The sequence below is a fragment of the Nautilia abyssi genome, from assembly GCF_055388085.1.
This window is the reverse complement of the sequence record NZ_AP042376.1, coordinates 97,483-112,767: the sequence shown is the minus strand read 5'-3', so window position 1 is coordinate 112,767 and position 15,285 is coordinate 97,483. Positions and strand designations below refer to the sequence as shown.

18 protein-coding genes are annotated in these 15,285 nt (G+C 33.5%); 2 read left to right on the top strand and 16 right to left on the bottom strand.

The window, feature by feature from the left end:
- Nucleotides 1-58: 58 nt before the first annotated feature.
- Nucleotides 59-469: an NUDIX domain-containing protein gene (locus ACZ5EP_RS00515; protein WP_464508981.1), complete on the bottom strand. Its 411-nt coding sequence runs from the start codon at nucleotides 467-469 to the stop codon at nucleotides 59-61.
- Nucleotides 470-534: 65 nt separating this feature from the next.
- Entirely contained in the window at nucleotides 535-2,520 is a 1,986-nt protein-coding gene (locus tag ACZ5EP_RS00510; RefSeq protein ID WP_464508980.1) for a methyl-accepting chemotaxis protein, read from the bottom strand.
- Between the two features lie 122 nt (nucleotides 2,521-2,642).
- Between ACZ5EP_RS00510 and bcp the strand changes: the two genes are divergently transcribed.
- Nucleotides 2,643-3,098, top strand: a complete 456-nt coding sequence (gene bcp / locus ACZ5EP_RS00505; protein ID WP_464508978.1) for a thioredoxin-dependent thiol peroxidase — start codon at nucleotides 2,643-2,645, stop codon at nucleotides 3,096-3,098.
- 152 nt (nucleotides 3,099-3,250) lie between these two features.
- Here the strand turns inward: bcp and smpB are convergent, their stop codons facing one another.
- The 12 genes from smpB to mqnP all read right to left on the bottom strand — a co-directional run bounded on the left by smpB (nucleotide 3,251) and on the right by mqnP (nucleotide 10,589).
- The gene (smpB, locus tag ACZ5EP_RS00500) at nucleotides 3,251-3,706 is read right to left on the bottom strand and encodes an SsrA-binding protein SmpB (RefSeq protein WP_127681319.1); all 456 of its coding nucleotides are present in this window, start codon (nucleotides 3,704-3,706) and stop codon (nucleotides 3,251-3,253) included.
- A gap of 31 nt (nucleotides 3,707-3,737) precedes the next feature.
- Nucleotides 3,738-4,496, bottom strand: a complete 759-nt coding sequence (gene proB, locus ACZ5EP_RS00495; RefSeq protein WP_464508977.1) for a glutamate 5-kinase — start codon at nucleotides 4,494-4,496, stop codon at nucleotides 3,738-3,740.
- Complete coding sequence (obgE, locus tag ACZ5EP_RS00490) at nucleotides 4,477-5,550, bottom strand: GTPase ObgE (RefSeq protein ID WP_464508976.1); 1,074 nt, start codon at nucleotides 5,548-5,550, stop codon at nucleotides 4,477-4,479. Before obgE ends, proB begins: the two co-directional genes overlap by 20 nt.
- 141 nt (nucleotides 5,551-5,691) lie before the next feature.
- Entirely contained in the window at nucleotides 5,692-5,955 is a 264-nt protein-coding gene (gene rpmA, locus ACZ5EP_RS00485) for a 50S ribosomal protein L27 (RefSeq protein ID WP_015902555.1), read from the bottom strand.
- Nucleotides 5,956-5,969: 14 nt separating this feature from the next.
- A complete protein-coding gene (gene rplU, locus ACZ5EP_RS00480) occupies nucleotides 5,970-6,281 on the bottom strand; it encodes a 50S ribosomal protein L21 (protein WP_127681325.1) in 312 nt (103 codons plus the stop codon).
- 84 nt (nucleotides 6,282-6,365) lie between these two features.
- Entirely contained in the window at nucleotides 6,366-6,737 is a 372-nt protein-coding gene (locus tag ACZ5EP_RS00475; RefSeq protein ID WP_127681327.1) for a RidA family protein, read from the bottom strand.
- Between the two features lie 41 nt (nucleotides 6,738-6,778).
- Nucleotides 6,779-7,615 (bottom strand): patatin-like phospholipase family protein, encoded by an 837-nt coding sequence (locus ACZ5EP_RS00470; RefSeq protein WP_127681329.1) that lies wholly within the window; start codon nucleotides 7,613-7,615, stop codon nucleotides 6,779-6,781.
- Between the two features lie 238 nt (nucleotides 7,616-7,853).
- The gene (gene rpsI / locus ACZ5EP_RS00465) at nucleotides 7,854-8,246 is read right to left on the bottom strand and encodes a 30S ribosomal protein S9 (RefSeq protein WP_246831117.1); all 393 of its coding nucleotides are present in this window, start codon (nucleotides 8,244-8,246) and stop codon (nucleotides 7,854-7,856) included.
- Between the two features lie 5 nt (nucleotides 8,247-8,251).
- Nucleotides 8,252-8,674, bottom strand: a complete 423-nt coding sequence (rplM, locus tag ACZ5EP_RS00460) for a 50S ribosomal protein L13 (RefSeq protein WP_127681333.1) — start codon at nucleotides 8,672-8,674, stop codon at nucleotides 8,252-8,254.
- Between the two features lie 109 nt (nucleotides 8,675-8,783).
- Entirely contained in the window at nucleotides 8,784-9,248 is a 465-nt protein-coding gene (locus tag ACZ5EP_RS00455; protein ID WP_464508974.1) for a DUF6115 domain-containing protein, read from the bottom strand.
- Entirely contained in the window at nucleotides 9,241-9,750 is a 510-nt protein-coding gene (locus ACZ5EP_RS00450; RefSeq protein ID WP_464508973.1) for a hypothetical protein, read from the bottom strand. Before ACZ5EP_RS00450 ends, ACZ5EP_RS00455 begins: the two co-directional genes overlap by 8 nt.
- 2 nt (nucleotides 9,751-9,752) lie before the next feature.
- Nucleotides 9,753-10,589, bottom strand: coding sequence for a menaquinone biosynthesis prenyltransferase MqnP (gene mqnP / locus ACZ5EP_RS00445; protein WP_127681339.1), 837 nt, complete (start codon nucleotides 10,587-10,589; stop codon nucleotides 9,753-9,755).
- 77 nt (nucleotides 10,590-10,666) lie between these two features.
- Between mqnP and miaA the strand changes: the two genes are divergently transcribed.
- Nucleotides 10,667-11,524, top strand: coding sequence for a tRNA (adenosine(37)-N6)-dimethylallyltransferase MiaA (miaA, locus tag ACZ5EP_RS00440; RefSeq protein WP_464508972.1), 858 nt, complete (start codon nucleotides 10,667-10,669; stop codon nucleotides 11,522-11,524).
- An 11-nt stretch (nucleotides 11,525-11,535) separates the two neighbouring features.
- On the opposite strand, the gene ACZ5EP_RS00435 is transcribed toward miaA, so the two are convergent.
- Both ACZ5EP_RS00435 and ACZ5EP_RS00430 read right to left on the bottom strand, forming a co-directional pair.
- Nucleotides 11,536-12,897: a class II 3-deoxy-7-phosphoheptulonate synthase gene (locus ACZ5EP_RS00435; RefSeq protein WP_464508971.1), complete on the bottom strand. Its 1,362-nt coding sequence runs from the start codon at nucleotides 12,895-12,897 to the stop codon at nucleotides 11,536-11,538.
- Nucleotides 12,898-13,002: 105 nt separating this feature from the next.
- Nucleotides 13,003-15,267: a tetratricopeptide repeat protein gene (locus tag ACZ5EP_RS00430; protein ID WP_464508970.1), complete on the bottom strand. Its 2,265-nt coding sequence runs from the start codon at nucleotides 15,265-15,267 to the stop codon at nucleotides 13,003-13,005.
- Nucleotides 15,268-15,285: the final 18 nt, after the last annotated feature.

Genomic DNA, 15,285 nt, shown 5'->3' with positions numbered 1-15,285 from the left:
ATTCTTAACCTTTCAGCCTTCACAACTTATCTACTTCACAACTTTCCTATTTATCCATTTAACAACTCAATAAAAAATCTTTCAAAATGGCCGCATGATCAAATACAAGTTTATCCCATGGTATATCTTCAAGCTTTACGACAAACGCTTCTTTTGCATCATCTCCCGCTGTCGGAAGGCTCTCTGCCACACATACAAATACACAGCTTGCCGTATGAAGTCTGGGATCTCTATTTGGATCAGAATAAACGCCTAAAAGTCTTTGAATTTTTACATTAACTCCTATTTCTTCTTTCATTTCCCTAACAAGAGCATGTTCGACCTTTTCTCCCCTGTCTACAAAACCTCCCGGCAAAGCAAATCCCAAAGGAGGATTTTTTCTTTTTATAAGTACTATTCCTTCAAATTCTGGATTAAATATTTTCACTATCCCGTCTACTGTTAAATATGGAGTTTCAGGAGGCCACATATTTTTCCTTTTTTCAAGTCACAGAGTCTGGAATATTTACTTTAATTAATACAACCCAAAAGGGGTTATATTTTAAACTGGCTGATTTCTTTAAGAAGCTTATCCGCAAGTTCTGCAATTGTTTGAATATTTTGATTATTTTCAAGAACGCTTTTTTTATTTTCATTTGACATTTTTTTAATATTTTCCATTTTTTCAATAAATTCCTGCATTATTTTTACAATGGCTTCAACTTTGTCCACATTATGCTGTACTTTTTCCACAACAACTTCCATTTCATTTGAAACATCGCCTATTTTAGCCTGAACTTCCTGGGTTTGATTAGTTACTAAATTTACATTTTCGATGTTTTGATGCATTTCATCGTTTGCAGTATTGATAGACTGTACTATTACATTGATTGTCGCATCAATTTCACCTAACGATTTCTGGGTTCTTTCCGCAAGTTTTCTCACTTCATCCGCAACAACGGCAAACCCTCTTCCGTGTTCTCCGGCTCTGGCGGCTTCTATTGCGGCATTTAACGCAAGTAAATTAGTCTGGTCGGCTATTTCACTAATAACAGTCAATACATTTTTAACCTGTTCCGCATCCTGGGAAAGCTGCTGCAGTTTTAAAGCAAGATCGTTTTCGTTTTGAGCATTCTGCTGAATGTTTTCCATTGTTGTATCTATCAACTGCATAGCTTCTTTTAAACTTTCGTTTGCTATTAAAATATTATTTTTAACTTCATTAGAAGTCTGCGATTCTTCTAAAAGATTATCTTTAAGTTCATCTGCTGTTTCAGCGGCTTGGGTTACGATTTCAGCTTCTTTTTGGATATTTTCATTTATTTTTCTAAACGCGTTTCTTAAATTGGTTGCAAATTTTTTATTTTCGTTTGAACTCATATAAGCGCTTGTCATTACATCATGCAATATTTCAAGGAACTCTTTAAGGGCCATTCTGATTGTTCCGAATTCGTCTTTTTCATATATTCTGATTTCTAAAGATAAATCTTTATCTTTTGCGATTGTTAAAATAAGCCCTTTTAAACTTCTTAACTGCATTTCAAGTTTTTTAACGCTCATATAACCGAATATGATCATAATGATGTTTATAAGTACTCCAATAACAGTCTGAAGTATATAATGGTCTTTTATATTGTTTAAATCTCTCAAAATAATATCAGAAATTCTGTCATCAATCTTTTTCAGAATATTTATTTTTTTGGTTATGGTTTTAAACCAGTACTCAGGGTCAATATTAAAATGTCCTTCTTGAGCTTTTTGTAAAGCTATATTTCTCATTCTGTTTACTTCTTTAAAAGAAGGATCCTGTATAAGCTGATAATACATTTTTTTCATTTCAGGTGAAGCGAATGTTAAAAAGTCGTCCAAATACGCATCCTGTTCTGAAATCAGTCTTATAAACTTCACAAACATTCCAGGTTTAAACTTATCAGCACTAAATGTGGCGCTAAGTATCGCTCTTTCTATACCAGATCTTTCTTTTGCTTTTAAAAAGCTGACATATGCGGCAAGATCCATTGCTATTCTTTCATTCGGAGCAAGTCTGGAAGTTAAGCCTATAATTTTAAGAATAGTGGCGTTCATTTGCGTATACCATTTTACTTCGTCTTTCAGACTTATACTTAGAGTATCAACTTTCTGTCTTATTTCAGGCAGCTGGCTTAAATACTGATTTAATCTGTTTACCTCTCTTTCTAGTTCACCGTCATATTTTTTAATATTTACGGTTTTCAATACTTTTTTATACTCTCTTATTTTTTCATCTGTAAGCTGTCTTTGTTTAGGTAATATTGTTTTGAATTTTTTACCTCCGCTTCCGATATAACCTGCACTGGCCCCCCTTTCTTTTTGAGTTTCGTGAATAAGGGCGCTTAATGATTTACTAAGCATTACCAGTTCTCTCAATGCCGTTTTTTCTTTTTCTATCTGCATTGAAGTCATTAAATCCCTAATATTGTAATAAGAAATCACCATTGTAGCCAATGCTATGATAATAATCATAGTGTTTCTTAAAGAAAGAGAGTAAAAAATCTTCTTCATCTTCACCCTTTTTTTTCTTTATTATATCACTTAAATGTCACTTTTTAAAAGCTATGACGTTTTTTTTGACAAATTTATAAAATATCACTAAAATAAAGTAAAATTAATGTAAAAGGAGCATAATGAAAGCATATGAGTTTTGTTTACCCAATCAGGACAACGTTGAAATATGTCTTAGGGATTTAAAAGGAAAATGGATAGTTTTATATTTTTATCCAAAAGACAATACACCGGGTTGTACAACTGAAGCAAAAGAATTCAGCGAATTGTTGGATGAATTTGAAAAACTTGGCGCAATTGTAATAGGAATAAGCCCGGACAGTCCGAAAAGACACTGTAACTTTATCGAAAAACACAACCTAAGCATTACGCTTTTAAGCGATGAGGATAAAGAAGTATTAAAAGCCTACGGAGCATGGGGCAAAAAGAAAATGTACGGAAAAGAATATGAAGGAGTTATCAGATCGACTTTTATCATAAACCCTGAAGGAGAAATTGTAAAAGAATATAAAAAAGTAAAAGCCAAAGGTCACGCGGCAAAAGTTTTGGAAGATTTAAAAGAGCTTATTAACGCTTAAACTCCCTCTTCCAACTTAGTCAACCCAAATTAATCTTAACCAATTTCAAACTTTAATAACTTAACCATTAATAACTAATATACCAATATACAAATAACTAATTAACCTTATCCCTCACAACTTCACTACTTATCAACTTCACAGCTAACTTTTTAAAACCCGTATCTCTTCATAGCGCTTGCGGCTTCTTTTTTAAGTTCTTTTTCTTTCATTACTCTGCGTTTATCATGAAGCTTTCTACCTTTGGCCACTGCAATTTCAAGCTTGGCGCGGTTACGGTTATTAAAATATATTCTTAAAGGCACCAGTGTATAGCCTTTTTCGCTTGTATATCCTGCAAGCTTAGCTATTTCGCTTTTATGAAGCAGAAGTTTTCTCGGTCTTTTTTCGTCATGTCTGTAAGCTTTATATGTGGTGTCAAGATTGCTTATATGCCCCTGAAGCCACCAAACTTCACCGTCTTTTATTCTTACGTATGAATCCTTAAGATTTACCCTGCCCTGGCGGAGAGCCTTAACTTCGCTTCCTTTTAGTTCTATTCCGGCTTCGTATTTATCATATATATCATAATCATGATAAGCTTTTCTGTTTGTAGCAACGACCTTCATACAATACCTCCCAACTTTACACTTTTAATTTTTACTTTTCTCCCATAAAGAGTGTTCCGCCTTTATGTTCACCTTTAATAAACGATTTTACATCGTCTAAATTAAATCCGCTTGCAAGAAACATAGATTTTCCTCTGTCCATTAAAAATTTCGCGGCTTTCAGTTTGGTAACTATTCCGCCGGTTGCAAATTTATCATTTGGATTACATTCCTGTTTAAGCCACTCGTCTTTTATTTCTTTTACAACTTTTAAAGGCTTCGCGCTTTTGTTCGTTTTCGGATTATCGGTATAAAAGGCGTCTATATCGCTTAAAATAAAAAGCATATCAGCATTAAAATAATAAGTAACATAAGCGCTCAGCTGGTCATTGTCTCCGAATAATATCTCCTCAACGGAAACTGAATCGTTTTCATTTATAATCGGAATCACTTTATTTTCAAGTAAAACATTGATCATTTTTTTAGCATTCTCTGTTCTTTTCCTGCTGTCAAAATCGGCAGCCGTAACCAAAACCTGAGCAACAGTCACATCGTATTTGTGAAATCTTTCTTTATACTCTTTCATTAAAAGCGGCTGTCCGATTGCTGCAAGGGCCTGTTTGTTTTCCAGTCTGCTTTTATCAAGCGGACATCTGGTATATCCGGCTCCTACAGCCCCGCTGCTTACCAATAAAACTTCATATTTTTTATTAAGTTCGCTTAAAAGCTCTACGATTTCATCTATTCTTTTACTTAAATGTCCGTCTTCGTATAATGTAGCCGTTCCGACTTTAAAAACCAGTCTCTTCATTTTCTTTTCTTTTACTTTTTTCAATAAGATCATATAAAGCAAATTTAAGCGCCTCTATGTTAATATTTGCGACTGAACTGATAGGTAAAACAAATGTTTTATCATCAAAATGGCAAGGATATTCCGGATTTGCTTTATACTTAGGTTCGCTTTTTTCAATACCGAGTTTGTCAAAAAACTCTTCTATTTTTTCAGTATCCACACTGTCACATTTAGTAAGAGCAATGGCATAATCCCTGCTTGCCAATTTTTCACTGTATTCTTTAAGCTCTTTTTGCAATGTTTTAAATTGATATACTGGATCTCTGAATGAAGCCATATCTATCATATAAAGAATTGTCGAAGTTCTTTCTATATGTTTTAAAAACTCTATTCCAAGACCTTTTCCTTCATGAGCACCCTCAATAATTCCGGGAATATCTGCCATTACAAAACTTCTGTATTCATCAACTCTTACTACGCCCAGTTTAGGTGTTAATGTTGTAAATTCATAATTTGCAATTTCAGGTTTTGCATTGCTAAGAGTACTTATCAAAGTTGATTTTCCGGCATTAGGAAATCCTACAAGCCCTACATCGGCTATTAGCTTAAGTTCCAGTACAATTTCCAGTTCTTTACCCTCTTCTCCTGGCTGAGCGTATCTTGGAGTCTGGTTTCTCGGACCTCTAAAATGCCAGTTTCCAAGTCCTCCCCTGCCTCCTTCAAGTAAAATTTTTCTTTCACCGTGTTCTTTCATATCCAAAAGCACTTCGCCTGTCTCTGCGTCTTTAATAAGTGTTCCTGGCGGTACTTTAAGTACTAAATCTTCACCGTTTGCACCGTGTTTTTTTCTTCCCTCTCCAGGTCTTCCGTTTTTAGCTTTTAAAAGCTTTCTTCCTTTATAATGAGAAAGAGTATGGGTGTTATTGTCACATTCAATAATAACATCTCCGCCTTTTCCGCCGTCTCCGCCGTCAGGTCCGCCTTTTACTACAAACTTCTCACGTCTGAAACTTACACAGCCCTGACCGCCTTTGCCTGATTTTACTTTTAGTTTAATATTATCTACAAACATTTATTTCCTTTTACAATGGATAATAGGTAATGATTATTAATATACACTGTATATTTTCAACTGCTAATAATTAACTACTAGCCATTAACTAATTATGAATTTTATCAAATTATGAATTAAAATGAGGGGAAAAAGAGAGAATTAGTTGTTTTCGATCGGATATACTGAAACTTTTTTTCTTTGTTTGTCTTTAATTTCGAATTTTACGTATCCGTCAATTAAAGCATATATAGTATGATCTTTTCCTAGTCCAACGTTATTACCAGGGTGAACTTTTGTTCCTCTTTGTCTGATAATAATATTACCTGCTCTTACGAACTCTCCTCCGAATTTTTTAACGCCAAGTCTTCTACCAGCAGAATCTCTGTTGTTCTGAGTTGACCCTTGTCCTTTTTTATGTGCCATGGAATCTCCTTAAATTAAGCTACGATTTCTTTAATTACTACTCTAGTGAAGTCTCTTCTGAAACCTCTTTTTCTTCTAGAATCTTTTCTTCTTCTTTTTTTGAAAATAATAACTTTTTTTCCTCTTCCGTTATTAATTACTTCAGCTACTACTTTAGCACCTTCTACAAGAGGCGCACCGATTTTAGTATCATCACCTTTTACTAATAAAACTTCATTTAATTCTATACTTGATTTAGGCTCAGCACCTTCAATTCTATCAAGTTCTAATACGTCTCCAACGCTTACTTTATATTGTTTTCCGCCATGTTTAATAACTGCATACATTTCTTTAACCCTTTATTGGTTTTTTAGGATGAAATATTAACTATATTTCCTTAAACTAAACTTAAATTAAGAAAAGTTTAAGTTTTATTCCACGAATGCAACGCATTCAATTTCAACTTTAGCACCTTTTGGCAACTCTTTTACAGCAACGGTGCTTCTTGCAGGTTTGTGAGTGAAATATTCTCCGTAAACTTCGTTAACAGCCGTAAAATTATTAATATCGTCTAAAAATATTGTTGTTTTTACTACATTTTCCAGTTTTGCACCGGCAGCTTCCAAAACAGCTTTTAAATTTTCACACACCTGTTTCGTCTGTGTTTTAACATCAACATCCAAAAAATCGCCTTGAGGAGTCAGAGCAATCTGTCCGGATGTATAAATAAAATTGCCTACTTTAATAGCTTGTGAATACGGCCCGATTGCTTCAGGAGCGTTTTTAGTAAATATTTTTTGCATGTCTTCTCCTTTTTGCGAAATTATAACAAAATGAAACTGAGTTATTTGTGTTTATCCTGCTTTCTCATTTTTTCTTTTATTAAAACTTCCCTTGTATATTCCCTGCCTATTTCTATAAGCTCAATCGCTCTGTGGAATTCGTACCAGTTTGCTATATTTGACGGAAATTTAATTTCCAGATCGGGAATATATTCCGCTCTTCTGTATCTAAAGATCACTTTCATCATAAGTTCAATAGACATGCTTGTCGGGTCGTCTTTTTCTTCAAATATTTTATCCCACATTTCATGAAGAATATTAATTTTCTTTTTTGTCTCTTTCTTGTACCTTACCTTGATTTCCTTATCTTCTTCCCCATATAAATTAACGGCAATTATCAAATCGCTTATATCGCTCATTACAGGCGCCACCGGCATTAAATTAAGCACACCGCCGTCAACAAGCGTCATATTATGAAGATGTACTGGCTCAAACACGCCAGGTATAGCTGCTGACGCTTTTACAGCCTCCCACAAAGGACCTTTTTGAAACCATACCTCCTTGCCTTTTTTCAAATCCGTTGCAACAGCCGTAAATTTTATAGGCAGATCTTCAATATAATATTCTCCGACAAGCTCTTTGATTTTATTGAAAATTTTATCACCGTTTAACTTAAAAGGAGGTTTAATAAATTTGAGTATGTCAATAAGTTCTAACGATTCAACCCAGTTTTTATATATATCAAGTTTGCCGCATGCTTCTAAAGCACCGATAAGCGCTCCCATAGAAGTGCCGCTAATTGAAACAATTTCATATCCTTGAGCTTTTAACTCTTCAATAACACCGATATGTATATATCCCCTTGCACCTCCGCCGCTTAAAACTAAAGATATTTTCATTTAGCTCCTTTTGTCTAATATTTTATATTTTATCAAAACTTCTATATTTATATGTTAAAAGAGATTAAATACTTATTTAAATATACAGTTTTGATTTGAAAATTTTTTTATATTTTTCTATTAGTAAAATTTAACAAACTAACTTCGTTTAATATAAATGATATAGTAGTAAACAAACAACGGATAAGATAGTGACAGACACTCTTTTGGATAGTAAAAAAGAAAAAAAGATAAAAACTTATCTTTTTGAGAATTGTGGAGATTTTCTCGCTTTCTTTTTCCCGTATTTTTTTCTTTCTACTCTTCTTGCATCTCTTGTCAATAAACCTGCAGGTTTAAGAATAGTTCTGAATTCAGGAGCATATTCTACAAGCGCTTTAGATATACCGTGTTTTACAGCATCGGCTTGAGCCGCAAACCCGCCTCCGAATACTTTTACATCGATATCTACGGCATTTTCTTGTTTAGTAAGCATTAACGGCCATCTTACTCTAAGTTTAAGCGCTTCTCTACCACCTAAAAACTCGTCTAAAGGTTTACCGTTAACAGTAATATTACCGCTTCCGGCTTTTAGCCATACTTTTGCTACTGCTTCTTTTCTTTTTCCTGTTGCGTAAATTCTTCCGTGCATTTTCATTAGTTACCCTTTACTTGAGCTGTATGAGGATGATTTTCACCTGCGTATACTTTTAATTTTTTAAGCATTTTTCTTCCAAGTTTAGTTTTTGGAAGCATTCCTCTTGTCGCAAGTTTAAATAATTTTTCTGGATTGTTTGTAAGAAGTTTTTCTACTGTTTCTTCTTTTAGGTTTCCAAAATAACCTGTATGTTTATAGTATTTGTCTTCTAATTTTTTTGATGTAGAAAATTTAACTTTATCTGCATTAATAACAACTACATAATCACCACAGTCTACGTGAGGAGTAAAATATGGTTTATGTTTACCTCTAAGAATTGTTGCGATTTCAGTGATTACTCTACCGAATATTTTATCTTTTGCATCTATTAAAATCCAATCTCTTTTAACATCTTCTTCTCTAATTGATTTAGTAAATTTCATTATCACACCTTTTGTGAATTTTTTAGGTATGGAATTTTAGTTTAGAAAACTTAAAAAAACCTTAATTTAAGTAAACTTTAAGTTTTAAAACTCTTTTTTATTCTTTTTTCTATAAACTTTGAAATTTTATAACCAGTTCAACCTCACCTGCAGGTATCCTCAATTCTCTGCTTATATCTTCAATGGAGTAACCGTTTTTATACAAATTGATTATTTTCTGTTCGTCTGTTTTATTGATATTTGAAAAATCCACCATCTTACTTTTAACAGAATGCTCAACACTGAAAAGTTTATTTTCAAGTTCTTTAATATACTTAATGTTTTTTTCTTCCATTTTTTTTACATTGCTTATAAGTTTTTCTATTACACTTTCCATCTCTTCCAGAGTTTTCTGCGTATTATTGTTTTTTAAATCTTTTTTTATTTTAAACAGTTCCTGATTCAAATCTTCCAACGCAAGTTCTAGCGCCGCCATTTTACTGTCTACGACTTTGTCCCTTTTTAACATATAAAAAAACAAAAAAAGTATAAACCCGCTAAGGCCTAAAAACATAATTATTTCTATTTTACCCATTAGTTCCCTTCATTTCCCTGATTATTGCCCTTTCTCTAGCCATAATAAATGCGTTGTAATCTTTCAGGTCTCGTTCGTGCATCAGTAAAATTTTACCCAATTTTTCATTTTCCGCTTCAAATATAATAGGTACTGTTCTCGGAGGAAATACCGGAAGAGACATTCTGCCGTAATATTTTACGCCTTTTTTAAAAAGCGGCTCTTTTATTTCAAAATAGTCAAAACCGATCTTTTCTATTTCGGTTTTTTCGTTAAGTTTTAAAAGCTCTTTTTTTTCATTTTTTATATAAGCGCTCAGTTCGTCTATTTTCCTGTGAAGCGCTATTAGGAGTTCCATTAAAACGGGATCTGTCTCTTTTGTTTCGCCTCTTGCTTTTGCAAGCTTTATATACTGTCCTATCGGATCGTCGCTTTCGCTTCCGAGTTTATCATACTCTTCTTTTAACACTTCATTATATTCGTTAAATTCAAATTCGATAAACGCAGGAATTAATCTAGGCATTTTTACACCTTGTCAAGAATAATTAATATTAAAAACGCTATTCCGAGATATCCGTTTACATCAAAAAATGCTTTTGGAATATTTTTAAAATCTCTTCTTACAAGTTTCTGCTCATAATAAAGCATTACCGCAGCAAGAACCACCGCAAGCCAGCCAAAAAATCCAAGATTTGCATAAGCGGCGAAAAGAGCCCAGAATATTACGCTGAACACATGAAACATGCTTGAGATAAAAATAGCGCCTTTTTCTCCAACAAGCACCGGAATGGAATGCAGCCCCTCATTTTTATCAAACTCCATATCCTGAAGCGAATATAAAATATCAAAGCCTGCCACCCAAAACATCACTCCGAGAGCCAAAAACACAGACCAGCAAGGTATTGATGCACTTATTGCAATTGCTCCCGCAATCGGCGCAAGTCCAAGTGATATTCCAAGTATTAAATGCGCAAATTCGCTAAATCTTTTAAAATAACTGTAACCGCCCAAAACAATAAGAATCGGAATTGAAAGTTTAAATGCCAATGAGTTGATTAAATACGCGGTCCCTATAAAAATAAGAGCATTGGCTAAAATAAAGAGCTTTATTTGAGATTCACTTATTTCTCCTGTTACAGAAGGTCTGTTTTGCGTTCTGGGATTTTTAGCGTCAATATCCCTGTCAACCAGCCTGTTTACGGCCATTGCAAAATTTCTGGCGCTTACTGCTGCAAGTAGACCCAAAAACAGCAGTTTCCAACCAAACCATCCGTCTGCCGCAACAACCATAGCTATCAAAATAAAAGGTATACTGAATATAGTATGTGAGAATTTAACCAGATCCATATATTTTTTTAACATTATTCTTTCTCCTTAACTGCTTCACAACTTATCAACTTAATAACTTATTTTGTATAATTGTATCAAAAAAGGTCTTTATGTTTGCAATTATAGGTCCTACGGCTAGCGGAAAAAGCGATTTGGCAATAAATCTCGCATTAAAACTCGGATATGAAATACTTTCTCTAGACTCGCTGAGTATTTATAAAGAAATAGATATAGCATCAGCCAAACCTTCTCCTAAAGAGCTCTCACTCGTAAAACATTACGGTATAAACGAAATTTATCCAAATCAAAAATTCGACGTAGCGAAATTTATTGAAATTTACAGACAGATTCCGCATAAAAAGCTTATAATAGTTGGGGGAACCGGATTTTACCTTAAAGCTATGACCGAAGGAATATCACAAATGCCTGAAATTACTGAAGAAATTAAAAAAGAGGCAAAAAAAAGAGATTATAAATTTTTAAAATCAATAGATAAAAACTACGCAGAAAAAATTTCTCCCAATGACACATACAGAATACAAAAAGGAATAGAAATATACTTGGCTTCAAACACTCCTCCAAGTGATTATTTCCGTTTAAATCCTCCCAAACCGGTAATAAAAGACATCCCTATTTTCGAAATTGACGTAAACAGGGAACTGCTTAGAGAAAGAATAAGAAAAAGAACCGAAAAAATGTTTAAAAACGGACTTATAGACGAAGTTGCATATCTTGAAAAAAAATATCTGGACAGAAGACTGCCGGCACTAAAAGCAATAGGAATTAAAGAAGTCTTGGATTATTTCAACGGTTTATACACTTACGATAAACTAAAAGAAAAAATTATTACCAACACTGCAAGACTTGCAAAAAGACAGCAGACATTCAACAGAACACAGTTCAAACAAAAAATATCGGCACCGCTTGATAAACTGGAAGAAATTATATTAAAAGAAATCCGGAAATAAATCCTTCCGGATTAAATTTGAGGATTTTTGTTAATTGCCTGTTTTAAAAGATCCGCAATTAAGAATGAAAGCTCTAATGCCTGCGTAGCATTTAATCTAGGATCGCAGTGAGTCTCATAGCATCTTTCCAGATCGCATTCTTTAATTTCCTGAGAACCGCCGACGCATTCTGTAACTTCCCTACCGGTCATTTCCAAATGAACTCCTCCAGGGAATGTTCCCATTTCTTCATGTACTTTGAAGTAACCTTTTACTTCTCTTAAAACTTCGTTAAAATCTCTTGTTTTATACCCGTTCGGGGTTTTAACCGTATTTCCGTGCATCGGATCGATGCTCCATACAACGTTTTTACCTGCATCTTTTACTGCTTTTAATAATTTAGGAAATTCATTTTCAATTTTATCAGCACCCATTCTCACGATTATATTGATTCTTCCCGGTTCATTTTCAGGATTCAGTTTTTCAATTATTTCCAAAAGACCTTCCGGAGTCATAGTTGGTCCGGCTTTAACGCCTACAGGATTTTTAACTCCCCTTAAAAATTCAACATGTGCTTCATTAGGATCTCTCGTTCTGTCTCCGATCCACAGCATATGTGCAGAACAGTCATACCATTCTCCTGTAAGAGAATCCTGTCTTGTAAGGGCTTCTTCATAATTCAGTAAAAGCGCTTCATGTGACGTATAAAGACTTGTTTCTCTTAATTTTGGAGTGTTTTCAGGATTTATTCCCACAGCTTCCATAAATTTAAGACTTTCCGTAATTCTGTCTGCAAGCTCTTCAAACTTATGTGCCTGCGGAGATTCTTTAACGAAATCAAGTGTCCATTTGTGTATTTTTCTAAGATCCGCAAGACCGCCCCTAGCAAAAGCCCTTAAAAGGTTCATTGTGGCCGCTGACTGGTTATATGCTTTAAGCATTCTTTCCGGATCAGCTTTTCTTGCTTCAGGAGTAAATTCGATAGAATTTATTATATCTCCTCTGTAACTAGGTAATTTAACTCCGTTTTTCTCTTCATAATCACTGCTTCTAGGTTTTGCAAACTGACCGGCTATTCTGCCTATTTTTACTACAGGAAGTCCACCTGCAAAAGTAAGTACTACAGCCATCTGCATCATAACTTTAAACATATCTCTTATATTATTTGCATCAAATTCCGCAAAACTTTCCGCACAGTCCCCACCCTGAAGCAAAAAGGCTTTTCCTTCGCATACTTTTGCCAAATCTTTTTTTAAACTTCTAACTTCCCCGGCAAATACAAGCGGAGGATATTTGCTCAACTCTTTTTCAACCTGTTTTAATTTCTCTTGATCTTCATATACCGGCTGCTGTTTTATCGGTTTGTTTCTCCAGCTGTTTTTTGTCCAATCCATTATATTCCTTTTTAGATAATTATCGGAATATTATTAAAATTTTTCTTAAATTTCAAATATTCACGCAGATATAAGCTAATAAAATACATCCGTTAATATTTTTTATTAAAAAAGATTTAAAGCGTCTTTGCAAAGACCTTTCCAAAGTTTCGAATTTTTGACTTTAATACACTGATTAAGATAAGTTTTCTTTCCTGTCAGATTAGCCAGCATATAAAGCGCCCTGGCCTTGTCTTCGCCGCTGACTCTCGGAAGGAGATCTTTAAGAACTTTTATCGCTTCTTTTTTATTTTTAGTATATTTAGCATACGTAAATTCTACAAAAGGCGAATATGGATACGCTTTAAACATATTTTGCAGATCTATAATTTTTTTGGCATAAACGGCGGCCGTCAAACCGTCTCCGTTTTCCAAAGACCAGTTTACAATCTTAATAAACGCATCACAGTTTCTTATATCTTTCGTTTTATCTAGCTGTTTAGCTACTTCAAGCGCTTCTTTATATCTTTTAAGTTTCCATAAAGCAAAGAATTTTTTTAATTCATACTTATAACATTTAACTTTTTTTACCCTGCATAAATCATCTATTGCCGTTACTACGCTTTTATAGTCTCCCATTCCTTCTAGAGCTTTTATCTTTCTTTCCATCCATTTAATAAAAACTTTATCATTCGGAGAATCCAGATATTTATTGCATATTACCGATGCCAGATCAAAATTTCTTGCATCTATCGCACATTTATACAGCCGGTCATCATATTTTTTATCAAGAGCCAGTCTGTATTCTTTAATAATTTTAACGGCTTCTAAACAGTTGTTTTCTTTTAACAGCTTCACTGCATATTCTTTAGCAACCTTTTGAATAAACTCTTTTTTGTTTTTCATAAGATTATCGTCTATATTCATAATCTGTTTTTTCATTTTTAATATATCGCCGTATTTTTTTAATTTATATAAAAGCATTACTTTTTTATATAAAGCTTTTTGCGCTATAGGCTGGCCTTTGTATTTTTTTATAATTTCATCGATTTTTTGAAGCTGTTCGGTTACGTTTCCGTCGTTTACCTCAAAAAGAACCTTATCTCTTAACGCCTGCAGCTGATCGCTGTAATCACCGTAAGGAAATTCGTTTAAATATTTATTAATCCAATACGCGGCTTTATCATAATTGCCTGCTTCATAAGACCATACCGCCAAATGGTATTCAAGCGGCTCATATAAATTATCAAGCTTTTTCAGCCTTTTAAGAAGATCTTCGCCTATTTCTATGGCAAGAGAATATAACTGATGGGAAGCAAGTGTTTTTGCTAATTCATACGCTTTTTGTTTATCCTTTAAAATAAAATTCTTATTCGCCTGATAAACTCTCTTATAATATTCAAAAGCGGTTTTTATATCGCCTTTATCCATATATCTCTGTGCCAGTCTCATTGCTGCAAGCGATGCAATGTTTATGTCTTTTGTTGAATATAAAGCTTTTTTATACAGTTCGAAAGCTTTTTTGCTTTCACCGGTTATATACATCTGGTCAGCCCAGTATATCATTGCAAGGTATGCTTCTTTTGTATTAGGATATTCTGTAATGATTCTTTGATAAAAATAACTAGCGTCTGTCATAAAACCGAGCTTTGTATAGTTTTTAGCCATTATAAGCAACACTTTTGGAAGATTCTCATTATAAGCAAATTTTTTTATCCACTCTTTCGCAAGTTTAATAACTTCGTCAGATTTATTTTCTTGGTCTAATATTTTTATTTTTAAAAACTCTACATCCGGCAGAAAAACGGAATTTGGGTAATCTTTTATAAACTGGTTGATTTCATCAAGTACGTCCCTTCCTTTTTCATATGCTTTTTTGATTTCAAAATATTTAATTATATCTTTCGCCTGATTGTTAATATTAATAGGATTTCCGTTTTCATCGATAGTGCCTATATAAGGTTTGGGAGAATTATGAAAATAAAAATTTAATCCCGTATTTTTAGAATTGTCTATAAAAGGTATAATTTTCGAAGCTATAACAACCCATTTTTTTGCTTTTTTTAAATCGGCTCCTATAACAGGATTGTTATACTGGTTTTCTTCAAAAGATTTAAGAATAAAATTGCCTTTTATATTAAAAATAATAAAAAATTTGCCGTTTTTAAACACCGGTGTGATTTTAAAAAAAATCGTATCTGTTTTAAATACCGGAGTTGAAGGAGTTTTGTCAAAAACGCATTCTACCGAGTGCTCTTTTTTTATACATGAAAAAGGCTGTTTGTTATATAACGTCATTATTTCATAAGGATATTTCTCTTTTGAATAATCGACATTGATACTTAACGCAAATAAATTTAAAAAAGAAAATAAAAGAAGAAGAAATTTCAACTCTAGCCTTTTTGCTAA

What these genes read in the sequence shown, in the direction of transcription:
- ACZ5EP_RS00455 (WP_464508974.1), bottom strand. Translation starts at nt 9,248, where the DNA reads ATGGGTAAAATAGAAATAATTATGTTTTTAGGCCTTAGCGGGTTTATA.
- ACZ5EP_RS00515 (WP_464508981.1), bottom strand. Translation starts at nt 469, where the DNA reads ATGTGGCCTCCTGAAACTCCATATTTAACAGTAGACGGGATAGTGAAA.
- obgE (WP_464508976.1), bottom strand. Translation starts at nt 5,550, where the DNA reads ATGTTTGTAGATAATATTAAACTAAAAGTAAAATCAGGCAAAGGCGGT.
- miaA (WP_464508972.1), top strand. Translation starts at nt 10,667, where the DNA reads ATGTTTGCAATTATAGGTCCTACGGCTAGCGGAAAAAGCGATTTGGCA.
- rpsI (WP_246831117.1), bottom strand. Translation starts at nt 8,246, where the DNA reads ATGCACGGAAGAATTTACGCAACAGGAAAAAGAAAAGAAGCAGTAGCA.
- ACZ5EP_RS00450 (WP_464508973.1), bottom strand. Translation starts at nt 9,750, where the DNA reads ATGCCTAGATTAATTCCTGCGTTTATCGAATTTGAATTTAACGAATAT.
- rplM (WP_127681333.1), bottom strand. Translation starts at nt 8,674, where the DNA reads ATGAAATTTACTAAATCAATTAGAGAAGAAGATGTTAAAAGAGATTGG.
- smpB (WP_127681319.1), bottom strand. Translation starts at nt 3,706, where the DNA reads ATGAAGGTCGTTGCTACAAACAGAAAAGCTTATCATGATTATGATATA.
- proB (WP_464508977.1), bottom strand. Translation starts at nt 4,496, where the DNA reads ATGAAGAGACTGGTTTTTAAAGTCGGAACGGCTACATTATACGAAGAC.
- ACZ5EP_RS00470 (WP_127681329.1), bottom strand. Translation starts at nt 7,615, where the DNA reads ATGAAAATATCTTTAGTTTTAAGCGGCGGAGGTGCAAGGGGATATATA.
- mqnP (WP_127681339.1), bottom strand. Translation starts at nt 10,589, where the DNA reads ATGTTAAAAAAATATATGGATCTGGTTAAATTCTCACATACTATATTC.
- ACZ5EP_RS00475 (WP_127681327.1), bottom strand. Translation starts at nt 6,737, where the DNA reads ATGCAAAAAATATTTACTAAAAACGCTCCTGAAGCAATCGGGCCGTAT.
- rpmA (WP_015902555.1), bottom strand. Translation starts at nt 5,955, where the DNA reads ATGGCACATAAAAAAGGACAAGGGTCAACTCAGAACAACAGAGATTCT.
- ACZ5EP_RS00435 (WP_464508971.1), bottom strand. Translation starts at nt 12,897, where the DNA reads ATGGATTGGACAAAAAACAGCTGGAGAAACAAACCGATAAAACAGCAG.
- bcp (WP_464508978.1), top strand. Translation starts at nt 2,643, where the DNA reads ATGAAAGCATATGAGTTTTGTTTACCCAATCAGGACAACGTTGAAATA.
- ACZ5EP_RS00510 (WP_464508980.1), bottom strand. Translation starts at nt 2,520, where the DNA reads ATGAAGAAGATTTTTTACTCTCTTTCTTTAAGAAACACTATGATTATT.
- rplU (WP_127681325.1), bottom strand. Translation starts at nt 6,281, where the DNA reads ATGTATGCAGTTATTAAACATGGCGGAAAACAATATAAAGTAAGCGTT.